At 46.1% G+C, this 13108-nt stretch carries 17 protein-coding genes; 8 read left to right on the top strand and 9 right to left on the bottom strand.

Annotated elements, in window-relative coordinates; translation table 11 throughout:
• Window positions 1-36: 36 nt before the first annotated feature.
• The 3 genes from F5971_RS12000 (at window position 37) to F5971_RS11990 (ending at window position 2465) form a co-directional block, all read left to right on the top strand.
• Window positions 37-990 (top strand): FecCD family ABC transporter permease, encoded by a 954-nt coding sequence (locus F5971_RS12000; RefSeq protein ID WP_223116319.1) that lies wholly within the window; start codon window positions 37-39, stop codon window positions 988-990.
• 7 nt (window positions 991-997) lie between these two features.
• Entirely contained in the window at window positions 998-1750 is a 753-nt protein-coding gene (locus tag F5971_RS11995) for an ABC transporter ATP-binding protein (RefSeq protein ID WP_193495090.1), read from the top strand.
• Between the two features lie 121 nt (window positions 1751-1871).
• Window positions 1872-2465: a LysE family translocator gene (locus F5971_RS11990; protein WP_193495089.1), complete on the top strand. Its 594-nt coding sequence runs from the start codon at window positions 1872-1874 to the stop codon at window positions 2463-2465.
• On the opposite strand, the gene F5971_RS11985 is transcribed toward F5971_RS11990, so the two are convergent.
• The 3 genes from F5971_RS11985 to F5971_RS11975 form a co-directional block, all read right to left on the bottom strand.
• Entirely contained in the window at window positions 2451-2930 is a 480-nt protein-coding gene (locus F5971_RS11985; RefSeq protein ID WP_193495088.1) for a helix-turn-helix domain-containing protein, read from the bottom strand. The two genes, F5971_RS11990 and F5971_RS11985, sit on opposite strands and share 15 nt — an antisense overlap.
• Complete coding sequence (locus F5971_RS11980; RefSeq protein WP_036510103.1) at window positions 2920-3282, bottom strand: DUF1801 domain-containing protein; 363 nt, start codon at window positions 3280-3282, stop codon at window positions 2920-2922. The genes F5971_RS11985 and F5971_RS11980 overlap by 11 nt, the downstream gene beginning before the upstream one ends.
• A 70-nt stretch (window positions 3283-3352) precedes the next feature.
• Window positions 3353-3976, bottom strand: coding sequence for a glutathione S-transferase (locus F5971_RS11975; RefSeq protein ID WP_036510100.1), 624 nt, complete (start codon window positions 3974-3976; stop codon window positions 3353-3355).
• 291 nt (window positions 3977-4267) lie between these two features.
• On the opposite strand from F5971_RS11975, the gene F5971_RS11970 reads away from it, so the two are divergent.
• Together F5971_RS11970 and F5971_RS11965 are read left to right on the top strand one after the other, a co-directional pair.
• Window positions 4268-4540 carry a type II toxin-antitoxin system TacA family antitoxin gene (locus F5971_RS11970; protein ID WP_036510097.1) on the top strand — a complete coding sequence of 91 codons (273 nt, stop codon included), beginning with the start codon at window positions 4268-4270 and terminating at the stop codon, window positions 4538-4540.
• Window positions 4537-5034 (top strand): GNAT family N-acetyltransferase, encoded by a 498-nt coding sequence (locus tag F5971_RS11965; protein WP_036510096.1) that lies wholly within the window; start codon window positions 4537-4539, stop codon window positions 5032-5034. Before F5971_RS11970 ends, F5971_RS11965 begins: the two co-directional genes overlap by 4 nt.
• Window positions 5035-5123: 89 nt before the next feature.
• Here the strand turns inward: F5971_RS11965 and F5971_RS18870 are convergent, their stop codons facing one another.
• The 5 genes from F5971_RS18870 to F5971_RS11945 all read right to left on the bottom strand — a co-directional run bounded on the left by F5971_RS18870 (window position 5124) and on the right by F5971_RS11945 (window position 8671).
• Window positions 5124-5294: a transposase gene (locus F5971_RS18870; RefSeq protein ID WP_475095953.1), complete on the bottom strand. Its 171-nt coding sequence runs from the start codon at window positions 5292-5294 to the stop codon at window positions 5124-5126.
• 260 nt (window positions 5295-5554) lie between these two features.
• Complete coding sequence (nadS, locus tag F5971_RS11960) at window positions 5555-5842, bottom strand: NadS family protein (RefSeq protein ID WP_036510093.1); 288 nt, start codon at window positions 5840-5842, stop codon at window positions 5555-5557.
• On the bottom strand, window positions 5835-6176 hold the full coding sequence (locus tag F5971_RS11955; protein WP_036510089.1) for a type II toxin-antitoxin system RelE/ParE family toxin: 342 nt from the start codon (window positions 6174-6176) through the stop codon (window positions 5835-5837). Before F5971_RS11955 ends, nadS begins: the two co-directional genes overlap by 8 nt.
• 498 nt (window positions 6177-6674) lie before the next feature.
• Window positions 6675-7322: a response regulator gene (locus tag F5971_RS11950; RefSeq protein ID WP_193495087.1), complete on the bottom strand. Its 648-nt coding sequence runs from the start codon at window positions 7320-7322 to the stop codon at window positions 6675-6677.
• A 707-nt stretch (window positions 7323-8029) separates the two neighbouring features.
• Window positions 8030-8671, bottom strand: coding sequence for a DUF2971 domain-containing protein (locus F5971_RS11945; RefSeq protein ID WP_193495086.1), 642 nt, complete (start codon window positions 8669-8671; stop codon window positions 8030-8032).
• A gap of 645 nt (window positions 8672-9316) precedes the next feature.
• On the opposite strand from F5971_RS11945, the gene fabI reads away from it, so the two are divergent.
• Window positions 9317-10105 carry an enoyl-ACP reductase FabI gene (fabI, locus tag F5971_RS11940; RefSeq protein WP_193495085.1) on the top strand — a complete coding sequence of 263 codons (789 nt, stop codon included), beginning with the start codon at window positions 9317-9319 and terminating at the stop codon, window positions 10103-10105.
• Between the two features lie 50 nt (window positions 10106-10155).
• Here the strand turns inward: fabI and F5971_RS11935 are convergent, their stop codons facing one another.
• Complete coding sequence (locus F5971_RS11935) at window positions 10156-10533, bottom strand: Fur family transcriptional regulator (RefSeq protein ID WP_036510081.1); 378 nt, start codon at window positions 10531-10533, stop codon at window positions 10156-10158.
• 190 nt (window positions 10534-10723) lie between these two features.
• Between F5971_RS11935 and folE2 the strand changes: the two genes are divergently transcribed.
• Both folE2 and F5971_RS11925 read left to right on the top strand, forming a co-directional pair.
• Entirely contained in the window at window positions 10724-11620 is an 897-nt protein-coding gene (folE2, locus tag F5971_RS11930; protein WP_036510078.1) for a GTP cyclohydrolase FolE2, read from the top strand.
• Window positions 11589-13052, top strand: coding sequence for a dihydroorotase (locus tag F5971_RS11925; RefSeq protein ID WP_246187801.1), 1464 nt, complete (start codon window positions 11589-11591; stop codon window positions 13050-13052). The genes folE2 and F5971_RS11925 overlap by 32 nt, the downstream gene beginning before the upstream one ends.
• The last annotated feature ends 56 nt before the right edge of the window (window positions 13053-13108 follow it).

The raw sequence follows: 13108 nt of genomic DNA, 5'->3' as shown, positions 1-13108 counted from the left end.
GCCCTATACAGAATTGCGCTCTGTTTTGTATGCCTGATGATATTGATCGTTTTTGATCTGCTTACGGGCCCATCGGGAATGACTCTTCATCAGGTGATTGTGACACTCTTAGAAGGCCCTAATGGAGACAACAAGGCGTTCTCAACCATTATTTGGCTGATTCGTTTGCCGCAAACCCTCACGGCAATTGCCGTCGGATTTTGCTTAGGTTACGCAGGCTTAATGATGCAAACAATTCTAGCCAACCCTTTGGCAAGCCCCTACACACTCGGTTTTTCAGCCGCTGCTGGCTTTGGTGCCGCCTTGAGTATTCTGTTTGGTGCATCCTTACCCATCGCTGTGTGGATACTGGTTCCAGTGTCTGCCTTTGCATCCACACTTTTAGCCTGTGCTATTATTTATGTGATTGCGCACCTAAAAGGCAGCCACTCAGAAATTCTTGTGCTAGCCGGTATTGCGGTATTGTTCTTTTTCCAGTCGCTACAGTCCCTCCTGCAATATTTAGCAGCGCCAGAAGTACTGCAACAAATCGTTTTTTGGTTATTTGGCAGCTTACTCAAAGCCAACTGGACATCTGTATGGGTGATCACTGCAATCCTCGCCGTGACCCTACCCTTTAGCTTAAAAGAGGTGTGGAATTTAACGACACTTCGACTGGGCGATGACAATGCCGCAAGTCTTGGTTTAAATGTGAACGCATTGCGCAAACGCATTTTTATACATGTTGCACTATTGACTGCTGCCGCCGTTAGTTTTACCGGAACGATCGGATTTATTGGCTTAATATCACCCCATGTCAGCCGCGCCATCGTTGGTGAAGATCATCGATACTCGCTTTTATTGTCCGGTATGATCGGGTCAATTCTGCTGGTCTCTGCGTCCATTTTGAGCAAAACTATTTCAGCAGGAGCCGTTATCCCTGTTGGCATTATTACCGCAATCGTTGGTGTTCCGATGCTACTTATCGTCATTCTGAAAAAACAAGGCTAATCGGCTCATGCTGTTACTCACCGACTATCAGGTTAAGATTGATCACAAAACTCGTTTAAACATCCCTAAAGCCGAATTAAGCAATTCGGGCATAATTGGAGTGATTGGCCCCAATGGCTCCGGTAAATCAACGCTTTTAAAAAGTTTAGCGGGCTTTTTAAATCACTCAGGCAAAAAGCAACTCGATCATCAGTGGCCATCCTCAAATCAAATTAGCTATATGCCTCAAGCCTACTTGGTCAAATCCAAGCTTAAGGTGGAAGATTGCGTGTTGTTAGGGCAACGCGAACAACTGAGTTGGAGAATAACCGAGACTCAGCGCTCAAAAGCGATGGAAATACTCAATGAGTTACAGCTGTCTCATTTAGCTAAACGATCAATGGACTCTCTTTCAGGGGGGCAGCAACAAATGGTACTTCTTGCCCAACGTCTTTCACGCAATCCAACGCTGCTGCTGTTGGATGAACCGACAAGTGCGCTTGATATGTACCACCAACTCGAAGTGTTATCAATTCTACAGTCTTTTATCCAAACCCATAGAACAACGGTTATCATTGCCCTCCATGAACTCACTCTGGCCAGCCGATTTACTGATCAATTAATCATCTTAAAAGAGGGTCAGCTAGTCAGTTATGGAAACACCCATCAGCTTATAACAGAAGCACTGATCAGCCAGGTGTATCAAATCGATTGTCAAATTTTGACAACACATGAGCAAAAACCAGTCGTTGTGCCGATTAGATCCAAACGCTGTGTTTAGGTGTTTAGGTAGGATGTTGATGAATCTGATTCGACCCTCTCGAACGCCCTAGGTCAATTTTGTTCAATACCTCACCCACGCCCTTCTCTATCCTTCATTGCTCAACTCAATGGAGGAAACCATGACCCTTTCAATGCTGTTCACTATGTCTGCTTTTGCTTTAGCAGCATCCATCTCACCGGGACCTGTAAATCTTGTCTGTTTAAGCTGCGGAACGCGCTTTCCGATTCGCACAGGTCTTGCGTTTGTCACCGGAGCAACGCTTGGCTTTATTGCTCTGTTTTATGCTGTGGGATTTGGGCTTTACTCCGTGCTCACCGTGTTTCCATTTATTGAAATTCTGCTACGTTGGTTGGGTGTGGCATTTTTACTTTTTATGAGTTTCAAACTGGCAAGTGACAAGGGCTTCGTGACCGAGAAATCAACCCACCCCACCCCCGGATTTATGACAGGCGCCCTTATGCAATGGCTAAATCCGAAAGCTTGGTTAGCCTCTGCCGCAGGCATAGGTGCGTATACAACCGCCAATGATCCACAACAGGTTGTCGTCTTCGGGTTGCTCTACCTACCCATTTGTTGGCTGTCCTTAAGCGCTTGGGTCTATGCAGGTGTGTTTTTACGCAAACACGTAGAAAACCCTCGCCTGCTTATGTTGATTAACCGTACGCTCGCATTACTCCTAGCGCTCAGCTGCATTTATCTACTGATTGACTAAGGTCCGTCTATATTGATTCGGCGTGGCAGCCATGTGGCGTTTAAAGACACGCTGAAAATGCGGCTGATCCGCAAAGCCAACATTTTGAGCCACGTCGGCAATGGCCTTCCCCGTTTTCAGTTGCGTTCTACCTAGTTGAATGCGTCGATTGAGCAAATACGCATGGGGGGTCATACCAAAGTGCTGACTAAAAGCACGAATAAGGTAGCCCGAGCTATAACCAAAACGTTTGCATAAGGTATCTAGCGAAATCTCTTCTGTGACCTGCTCATCTAAGTAACGCGCAATGTAGAGATCCTCACGATAGCGATAGGTGCTTTTACCAGCTGTAATGGCACCAAGCGACCACTGTGTATGACTGTGCAGCGCATAATTGACCTGACGACCGTCCTCCACCTTGCGCAGTTCAACATACGGCATGCGCGGATCACGCCAAAAAATGGGAAGCGAGGTCTTAGATGTCATGTTTTGCAGCGTCCAACGCTAGTTGAAGGTAGTGTGCGAGCTGTTTATCTTGAATATCCTGCAACACATAAAGCTTGATGTGTCTGCGTCCTTTTCCTGTGCCTTCTAGATGCCCAAGCGAGTCATGAATTTTTGCACCCGACACAAATTCAACCGATACATGCTTTTTGTAGGCAAACACACCGCAAAATTGAACATCCGACGAGAATAAAATACCACCGTACTTCACCTCCTCGGAGATGGGTGCAAAAAGCTCACTGACCAGCGCACGCACCTGTTCTACAAGCGCGTATTGTTCAACACCTAGAACATGAATATCCTCTAATAACGCATCCACTGTTTTACCTTTCATGGTCTGCTCCTTTATTTACGTTGCAGTGACACATCAGACGCAAAATGATGCCACTGTTTGCACCGTTTGCTCAAACACCGGGACCTACAGGCGGGTACTTTATAAACTCTGGCTCATTCTCCATGCGAGCAGATAGGGCAACCAACGCTGGAAAATTCTCAGCGGGTACCAGTGTTGCAAGCATAGACTGAGTAAACTGCCAAGCCACTGCAGACGTAATGCTTGCCTGACTCCGTGAGACCTCAAAGATCGGCCTCTGTAATACCACTTCCTGCTCCAAGCTCTCGTAGGCGGCTAATAGCTGGCATCGCACGCGCTCCATCCAAGGCTCGAACTGTGCTGACGCAGGTCGTAAGTTGCGCTCATACACTATTTGTATAGTCTTTTCACAAGCAGCCAACGCAAGACTGACCGCACGCATCTCATGCTGCATTGTCGCCGCACTCTGAGACCATAGCGAGACTCCTTGGCTTTTGGTTGCCTCGATAAACTGCAGGATGAGCGAGGAGTCCATTAAAACCTCTCCGTCATCGCATATGAGTGACGGTGCTTTAACGACAGGATTAATGCTTTGGAACTCTTCAAATGTACTGAAAACCGATACCGCTTTGTGTTCAAACGGAACACCCAAGCACTCTAAAGAAATAGCAACTCGCCTTACGTAGGGTGAATCAAGCATTCCAATCAATTGCATAGAACCTTCCTTTTAATGCTAAGGAGCCTGTGGGATTAGACATTTTGAAATTAAAAACTCCAGCAAACAGCACGCCCTTTACTATAATCTTTATTCACCCTGAAACAAGCGAATAACACGACCTTCAGCAGAATTGCCGGATCATAGGCTGGTGCGCCGTTGTCGTCATTTCGTTGAGGCTCTGCTTGAATTGTTTGCTCGCATGCGTGCCAAAGTGACACAATGATTGCTTTTTGTATATTTAAGCACCACAATGAAGATGTGACAGTTTGACACAAAGGAGATTACATTATGGCTACCACTTTACCTCGTATCACTGCGAGAGTTGATGTCGATACACAAAACTTATTAACCAAAGCTGCTGCTCTCACCGGCATGTCTAGTATTAACTCATTTGTATTGAATGCCGCAATCGAAAAAGCAAAACAAGTGATTGAACATGAGCAAACACTAAAATTAAGCCAAGCAGATGCCATATTACTTATGGAAGCTCTCGATAAACCAACAACATTAAATGAAAAGCTTAAAACTGCCGCCAAACGCTATGAGACCAAAACCCAATGATGAAAACGGTATTGCTCGATAAAGATAAACACGATAGAAGCCGATTCAACTGCGGAATTGATGCGCTTAATAACTATTTGAAAGTCATGGCTAGTCAGCAAGCTAAAAAAGACAATACTCGAACATTTGTTTTAGAGGATGAAAAAAACACATCACTTATCATCGGCTTTTATACTTTAACAATGACACCCATTGACCTAAAAGCATTGCCCGATAAGTTACAGAAAAAGTATCAGTCATCAACTTCTGGCGGACTCATTGCTCGCTTAGCTATCGATGAACGCTATAAAGGTAAAGGATTTGGCGAATGGTTACTTATCGATGCTCTACGAAAACTACTGGCAGCTAGTGATAGTGTGGCATTTCCAGTCGTTATTGTTGACGCAAAAGATGGTGCTAAACACTTCTATGAGCGCTATGGTTTTAAAGCGTTTCAAGATGCAGAAAATAAGCTATTTATCACCATTTCAGATATTAGGGCAAGTTTAAGCTAGTTTATTGCTCGCCTTTAGGAAGCTAACGAGCCTGTCGGATTAGACATTTTGAAATCAAAATCCCCAGCATCAACAGCCCGTCATTTATTCTAATATTTATTTACCCTGAAACAAGAAAATAACACAACCTTCAGCAGAATGGCCGGATCATAGGCTGGTGCGCCGTTGCCGTCATTTCGATAGCGAGATTCAAACACGCTGAAATCTAAATCATTATCCACGACATGATTCAAATAGTATTCAAACGTACTAGGTTCGATCTAATCCGAAAACCGCAGAGGTATCATCTTGGTTTGGTTGTAATCGTAGTGTTTATACCGCGCCATCCCTTGCCACCTCTGAGGTAAGGTTTAGTTAACGGATTAGCCTTCATCTGTCACATAAGCCAAGGGCTATGGGGCTAATCCGACAGTCTCAACGCTCAGCTCACCGCGCAAACTTTGGGTGGCGGCTTTTATTCATCTTTGTACATAAAAGATGACGGCTAAAGTTTGTCCGGTGGAGCTGTTGGTTAGCATTTTTATGATGCCAAGGCTCTGAGCACAGTTTCCGGTTCTTTAGAAACTACATTTAGAAGAACTAAAGCTGGTCCTTGAGGTTTACGATCCCCTCTTTCCCAGTGACGAAGAGTACTGACACTTATACCGAAAGCTGAAGCAAACTCGCTTTGCGACATACCTACTTGAGCTCGAACTTGCTTTACATCTAGTGGACTGAACTCATGTACAATCGCACTTTTTACTTTACCACCAGAATAATCAATGGCCTCTTGGAGGCCCTGCTTAATACTTGAGAATGCGCTAGTCATTTGAACCACCATAATTTTGCAGAAGTAAACTTGTGAATTTAGCGAGGTCATTGCGCTCAGCTTTACTGAGGTTTGCCTTTTCACCTTTACCAAAAACGGTAAGAAGAAAAAGAGGTATGGCACCATTGTGATAATAATAAATCACCCGAACACCACCGCTTTTACCTCTTCCTTGTGCAGACCACCGTAACTTCCTAATACCACCAGTGCCTTGCATAAGATCGCCTGATTGCGGGTGCGTAGCTAAGTAATTTATGATACTCGCCCTTTCATCTTCTTTGAGCAAGCTCGAAACTCGCTTTTGAAATTCTGGTAGCTCTACGATAGTTTGCATAACACAAACTATAATCCAATGGATCACACCCGGTCAACTGATTTTTTGATGCAATCTGGATAGGGAGACGCCTCACGGCGCCTCTCCTCCCACACCACTGCGCATACGGATCACGCACAGTTGCCCCTTTGTCAGCTGTTCCTTCAACATCATGCAGATCTCTCAGGGTAAGACACGTAGCTTTCCTGACGTAGATGCCAGATTTATGAAATACAGCCTAATCGCAGATGGAAGGCTTTGCGGTCACGTGCCCGCTCGCCCCAGCTGTATCACACCTCAGATCTGGTTCGTGTACATCATCCCGTCATTTTGGATTGGGCATCCGTCAGCACCTGCCTCGCGGCAACACCCTTGCCCTTTTCCTAGCCTTCGGCTCTGCGAACATCAGGCAAGAGGACTTTCACCTCTCTAGTTACGTGTCATGCCCGACACACACGCCTCAATAACCGGCGCAACTTTTCAGCGTCCGGCACCGAAGGCGCGAAGTTAATTGACTTGTTAGCTACCATTTTCCAGAGGAAGGCGGCTAAGCAAGGTTGTCCCAGATGACGTGATCTCGGTAACACCCGCCGACAAGGATTCCTCACGCAAATTTTTTGCCGCCCATCCACCGCAGAAAATGAAATATGGGACGTCACTTCGTATTGTTTGAATAGTCCTAGCCAACGTGATACCAGCTTTCTTATCTTCAGGCCTATCCATATCTGAGATGACAATATCGTATGGACTTTCTTCGAATTTTCTAATGCCCTCTTCGGTATCGAGCGCGATATCTACGATATGCCCCATTTCTTGCAACGATGCTACAAGGTAGCTATTGTTCTTAGGCGTATCATCAACCCACAAAATGCGCTTACTTCTGGCAACAGGCTGTGCCTCAGTGTTTAGTGATATTTCCTCCTTTCTCTCCAAGTGTTTTTCGATTGCCGCCAATCGCGATTGCACATCATTGACGATTTTCCTCTGTTGCTCAGACGCTTCCTCCATCGTTAACTCGTTACCGGCAACTTTGATCGTGAATTTCCGCCCTCGGGCAGATTCGATAAGCGTTTTGATTGGCTTATGAAACTTGTACAGAAAAAAGCCGAATATCGCTGGCCACGCTAAAGAAGACAACGCTGTAATCAGTTTTGACAGAGATTCCATTAGATAGTCCTTTTTACAGCTAACGAGCCTGTAGAAAAACCTAATCTCGACACGTTTTTCTACCAGAGATCGCTGTATATTGTTCATTTTCAATTGCTGACTTTAATCAACAATCAGTTCTTTATCCTGCCTTGATGGCTTTAACTTATGCAGACCTTCGGCAATTGGCTTGCAGAGCCTCATTTAATAGCAAGGGCATTCTGATTTCCACCGCCTTATCCGCTCAATCCACTATCAACATCTGGTTGTAGTCAGAATGCTTGAACTTTGCCATCCCAGAACCTCCGTTTCCTGAAAGTCTTATCAAGGCATAGATGGAGAGGTTTTTCTACAGCCTGAACGTCTGCAGCTGCGGCAAATTGCGAGCACAGGGCAGTAAGAAATCATGGACTACTGGCGTTATAGCTGCCCAAAATTCACACAACAGACCTTTGTTGAATGGGCTGGCCAAAGCGTACGCTTTTCATTTTGGGCGAGGGCCTACTATTACCAACAAATTAGCCGTGCTAAATCACATAATATGGCGATTCGAGCACTGGCATTTAAGTGTATCAGAATCGCTTTCCGCTGCTGGCAAACAAAAACGCTTACAATGAGAGCACCTACCTTGAAAGCCTGAAAAAGCGCAATTCACCGCTCTTAAACTATGCGCCTTCAACGTAAATCATCGCTGTTGTCCACCTCAGGATGTGTTGTTATGTGAATATTCACAAGTTATCAATAAATATTGCCTTATGAACCTCATAAGAATCTTCAGAAATTGCTGCTCTTCTAATTTCAACACCGTTAAAATCACGCGCTGCTTCTATAATTTCTTTGTCTGTAACTCCACAGCTTATACCGAGGATAATTTCTTTTAACTCGATAGTGCTGTCAAAATTTTTAAAGTGTAAATCATTATTCTCATCAAGGCTATTTAGATCAAAGAACACTCTACTTTCCTTTTCATAACTCCAATCTATGAACTTGCAGCACCTTGCAAACTTTACTTTTCGCCATTCATCATCGGTTCCTCCATGGCTTGAAAAAAAAACAATATAAGGCTCTTCTCTATACTCGACATCATTTAGAATCTTATCATCCACATCAAATCCGAGAGCTATACCTTGATGTCTGTCTGCATAATGTGACCATTGTACTGGGTTTCTATAATCTCTACTGAAGCATATCATACCCAGTTCTTCGTTCCATTGCTCTCTTAAATATGTAAAATCATCACGCCAGCCGTTCAATATACGGACAAAACAATCAAAAGGGTCATTTAAGTTATTAATTCTCGACACTTTTATATGTTTATTTTTTAAATTGCTAAGCCCCCAACGACTACTTGTAAAATAATATACTCTCATATGGTTAACTCGAACTGAAGTCTAGTGCAACACATAACAAATAAACGGTTATACAGCGACTCAGCCACATCTATAACTACCTGTTGAACGCCGCTCAGCACTTAATGCTTTTTATGATCGGTGGAGGTTCCGTGGCGTTAGCGCCTTTCATTCGAACCAGCACTATCGTGCTACTCGATCTCAATCCCTTAAAGCTTATTTACTTTGTGGCTTTAATGAACTTTATAGCCACATTTCTGCTGTTTAGCAACACACTCACCTAAACAGGTCACTGGCTCATGACCACATAATTGACAGTGCGCAGGGTATGAACTAACGACTTGAACTGCCTGATCACACTCAACCTTTAGCCCCTGTCCCAGCTGCCGCCGAATCAGAGTCAGTAACAAACATCGTCGCTTAATTGCATTCGATAAAAATCCATAGTGTCGAGGTAGTGCCCCAAGTCAACTCGCAAGGAGCTACTCGACTTGGCAGCGGTTAATAACCTCGCTAAGTAAGCCTCAGTAAGCGACCGAAGGAAGTGCCTCTGGCCCTACTGAATGAAACCGCGAATGCCATCACAACGCCATCTGAACGTCATATTCCTCCGCTAATGTATGCATATTGACGAATTTTTATATGACCCTACTCTCAGGAATAAATATGAACAGCTATGTAACGCCTCCCTTTCTTTCGCTAGCAGGCAAAAAAGGACTGATTACGGGCATTGCCAATGATAAGTCAATCGCCTATGCCGTCGCCAAGGCGATTGTCGAACTAGGTGGTGAAATTATTATCACGTATCAAAATGAAAAAACAGCGCAGTATACTAGACCCCTTGCGGCAGCACTGGGTGCCACAGATTTTCTAAAACTGGATGTAACCGAGCCAGAAAGTTTAGAGACGGTAGTGGCTAAATGTCGGGACGCTTTTGGCGAGATTGATTTTGCTATCCACTCCATGGCCTTTTGCAAAGCCGATGATTTACAGGGTCGGGTGATTGATTCCTCCGAGGATGGCTTTAACTTAGCCATGAACATTTCGTGTCACAGTTTTCTGCGGATGGGCAAAGCCCTTGAGCCACTGATGGCACACGGCGGCGCTTTGATTACGATGTCCTATTTAGGAGCAGAGCGAGTGGTACATGATTATGGCGTGATGGGGATTGTGAAAGCGGCGCTCGAATCTTCAGTGCGTTATATGGCATACGATCTAGGGCCTAAGGGAATTCGTGTTTTCGCAGTTTCACCGGGCCCGATAATGACTCGAGCGGCTTCCGGTATCAGCAACTTTAGTCATCTACTTGAGGCAGACGCGCACAAAGCACCTCTGGGTCGGACGGTGACGATTGATGAAGTCGGAGCCCTAACGGCTTTTCTCTGCGCCAAAGGGTCATCAGGGATGACAGGTCAAACGATTTATGTGGACGCAGGCGCGCATATTATCGCGTAAGGTATTCAATTTAGCCCACTTGAAGTCTAGGTGGGCTAAAATCACAACGCTCAACGACCATCCCCACACTCTTTGCAACACCCATATAAAATAATTTCGTGATCTTCCACCCTAAACCCTGAGGGTGCCATCATCTGTAAATTACCGGGACATGCATCAACATCAAACACACGCTCACATTGTCTACACTGAAAATAATGATGATGTGTGTGCACTTCAAGCTCGTAGCGTGGATTCTGGCCCGGCAGCACCACACTCTTAATCCGGCCTTCGCTCTGAAGGGCTTTGAGATTTCGGTATACCGTCGCAAGTGACAGACTGGGCACATGACACGTTGCTAAGTCCAGAACTTCCTGGGCGAGCAACGGACGCCCGGCTGTCGCAATCACGTCAAGGATGGCTTCATATTGACGCGTTTTTCGTTCCATAGATTTTCACTCATTTATTTTCAAAGCTACTGACCAAAATACCAAGCAAGCACACAGCAACAGAATACTGACAGCTATACATAATTCTTGTCAATTCATTAATGATAATGCATTATCATTAGCAACAAGACAAAAATGAAGACATACGATAACTTAGCGATCAGTTAAATGCCTAAACGGGACACCCTAGATGAATGCGCCACTTCCTGATGTTTCATTAACCGACATAGCACCCACGTTACGCCCTTTGCAGTGGGTGGGTATGCAATCCATTGATATTCCTGTCACTCTTGAGGAAGTCGGTTATCGGCGAGAGCTTCATGCACGTGCCGACGTACAGGTTAACTTACCGACACCCCACATAAAGGGCATTCATATGTCCAGACTCTATCAATTACTGGACAAGCTCAGTCATGGGATGGCGCTTTCACCCGCTCGTTTACACGAACTGCTTGAAGCAATGATCGATAGCCATCACGATTGCCACACCCAGAGCGCTAGATTGCGTCTGAACGTTGATCTCCTAGTGCGCCGACCCGCACTGGTTACACAAGGCCTATCCGGATGGAAGTCTTACCCTCTACGTATCGATGCTGAGTTGATCGATGGAACCTTTCACTGCCAGCTTAGAGTAAGGGTTGACTACTCATCGACCTGCCCTTGCTCTGCAGCATTATCACGCCAACTTATAGCAAACGCCTTCCTTCAGGAATTTGGCCGTACCGCTCAAGTAGAGCCATCAGTCGTAGCATCTTGGCTTCAGCAATTTGCCAGTCTTGCTACGCCTCACAGTCAGCGAAGTGAAGCCGAAGTGACGGTTAGTTTACCCTCTGATGCTGAGATGCTGGGCGCTTTAAAACTCATAGAATGCATTGAACACGCTGTTGGCACTCCTGTACAAACAGCCGTCAAGAGAGCCGATGAACAAGAGTTTGCTGCGCTCAATGGCCAAAATCTGATGTTCGTGGAAGACGCCGCACGCCGCATAGAAGCGGCCCTTTTCGCTTACACGGAACCCCAGGTTCATGTACGCCATTTAGAAAGCCTTCACCCTCATGATGCCGTGGCCTGGACGATGCCAGCTTGAAGGTGCCCCCTTATCACTCAATCAACCGGAGGTTGAGCACCGTATGCCACCAAAATTAACGCTCGATAAACGACTAACGCAACAACACGCCGACCTGCTGATCAAAGGCGGCATCGCCATAACCCCCAGTGGGGCTGAACAACTTGATATTGCCTGTATCGAAGGCACCATCGTGGCACTCGGTGCGCTGGCCGGAACCTGGACAGCGGATACTGAACTTGATGCGCGAGGGTTGCATATACTCCCCGGTATTATCGATAGCCAAGTGCATTTTCGTGAGCCCGGTCTGACCCACAAAGAAGATCTGGAAACAGGTACACGAGGCGCTGTACTGGGTGGAGTCACAGGTATTTTCGAAATGCCGAATACGAACCCACTCACGCTTTGGGCAGATGACTTACACGCAAAGCTCGACGCTGCCAAAGGACGTGCTTGGTGTAATTATGCCTTTTATATGGGCGGCTCTGCGGTGAATGCTGATCAGCTTCACACCTTAGAAAAAATACCTGGATGCGCAGGAATCAAAGTGTTTATGGGGAGTTCTTTCGGCGATTTGCTGACCGATGATGACACAGTGTTACGACGTATTTTAGCAAATGGCCATCGACGCATGGCCGTCCATGCAGAGGATGAAGCGCGTTTGCGTGAGCGAAAAGCAATCGTTGAAGCCAGTCAGGACGTTCGTGATCATACGATCTGGCGCGATGTTGAAAGTGCGCTTAAAGCAACTCAGCGGATTGTTAATTTAGCTGCTAACACAGGGCGTCGGCTGCACCTGTTGCATGTTTCAACAGCAGAGGAAATGCGCTTCTTAGCGAGGCACAAACGCTATGTCAGTGTCGAGGTGACACCCCACCATCTCACCCTATGTGCACCCGAATGCTATGAGCAACTGGGCAGTTTGGCACAGATGAATCCTCCTGTGCGTGAGAAGCGCCATCAAGACGCTTTATGGGAAGCCCTTCGCAACGGACTTGTCGATGTCATTGGCAGCGACCATGCACCTCATACCCTAGACGAAAAAGCGCAACCCTACCCACAGTCCCCCAGTGGAATGACAGGAGTACAAACCCTACTCCCCACTATGCTGAATCATGTAAATTCCGGTCACCTAACACTGCAACGCTTGGTCGATTTAACCAGCGCAGGCCCTGCGCGCATTTTTGGTATTGCCGGAAAAGGACGCATCGCTTTAGGCTATGATGCCGATCTAACCCTAGTCGACCTATCGGCTAAGCGTAGAATTGAACATAACTGGATTGCCAGTCGTAGCGGATGGACACCTTATGATGGCATGGACGTCACTGGCTGGCCGATTCACACGGTCATCCATGGGCAAGGCGTGATGATCGATGAAGCATTGGTGGGGAAACCCATGGGTCAACCCTTACAGTTTCTGGAGATCCCCTCGAAAGCCTTATCTGACGTTTGAGACACCCACCCACCTTACCCAGATCAACGCTTGTCTGGGTAAGGTTACGAGTGAAT

This window comes from Nitrincola alkalisediminis (assembly GCF_009821115.1).
GTDB classification, from domain to species: domain Bacteria; phylum Pseudomonadota; class Gammaproteobacteria; order Pseudomonadales; family Balneatricaceae; genus Nitrincola; species Nitrincola alkalisediminis.
The sequence above is the reverse complement of the archived record's forward strand: the minus strand, read 5'-3'. Positions and strand labels throughout refer to the sequence as shown.

Coding starts and splice junctions, on each gene's coding strand:
- F5971_RS11955 (WP_036510089.1), bottom strand. CDS start 6,176: ATGCAAACTATCGTAGAGCTACCAGAATTTCAAAAGCGAGTTTCGAGC.
- nadS (WP_036510093.1), bottom strand. CDS start 5,842: ATGACTAGCGCATTCTCAAGTATTAAGCAGGGCCTCCAAGAGGCCATT.
- F5971_RS11990 (WP_193495089.1), top strand. CDS start 1,872: ATGACCCTTTCAATGCTGTTCACTATGTCTGCTTTTGCTTTAGCAGCA.
- F5971_RS11935 (WP_036510081.1), bottom strand. CDS start 10,533: ATGGAACGAAAAACGCGTCAATATGAAGCCATCCTTGACGTGATTGCG.
- F5971_RS12000 (WP_223116319.1), top strand. CDS start 37: ATGATATTGATCGTTTTTGATCTGCTTACGGGCCCATCGGGAATGACT.
- F5971_RS11950 (WP_193495087.1), bottom strand. CDS start 7,322: ATGGAATCTCTGTCAAAACTGATTACAGCGTTGTCTTCTTTAGCGTGG.
- F5971_RS11980 (WP_036510103.1), bottom strand. CDS start 3,282: ATGAAAGGTAAAACAGTGGATGCGTTATTAGAGGATATTCATGTTCTA.
- F5971_RS11970 (WP_036510097.1), top strand. CDS start 4,268: ATGGCTACCACTTTACCTCGTATCACTGCGAGAGTTGATGTCGATACA.
- F5971_RS11945 (WP_193495086.1), bottom strand. CDS start 8,671: ATGAGAGTATATTATTTTACAAGTAGTCGTTGGGGGCTTAGCAATTTA.
- F5971_RS11965 (WP_036510096.1), top strand. CDS start 4,537: ATGATGAAAACGGTATTGCTCGATAAAGATAAACACGATAGAAGCCGA.
- F5971_RS11995 (WP_193495090.1), top strand. CDS start 998: ATGCTGTTACTCACCGACTATCAGGTTAAGATTGATCACAAAACTCGT.
- fabI (WP_193495085.1), top strand. CDS start 9,317: ATGAACAGCTATGTAACGCCTCCCTTTCTTTCGCTAGCAGGCAAAAAA.
- F5971_RS11975 (WP_036510100.1), bottom strand. CDS start 3,976: ATGCAATTGATTGGAATGCTTGATTCACCCTACGTAAGGCGAGTTGCT.
- folE2 (WP_036510078.1), top strand. CDS start 10,724: ATGAATGCGCCACTTCCTGATGTTTCATTAACCGACATAGCACCCACG.
- F5971_RS11985 (WP_193495088.1), bottom strand. CDS start 2,930: ATGACATCTAAGACCTCGCTTCCCATTTTTTGGCGTGATCCGCGCATG.
- F5971_RS11925 (WP_246187801.1), top strand. CDS start 11,589: ATGATGCCGTGGCCTGGACGATGCCAGCTTGAAGGTGCCCCCTTATCA.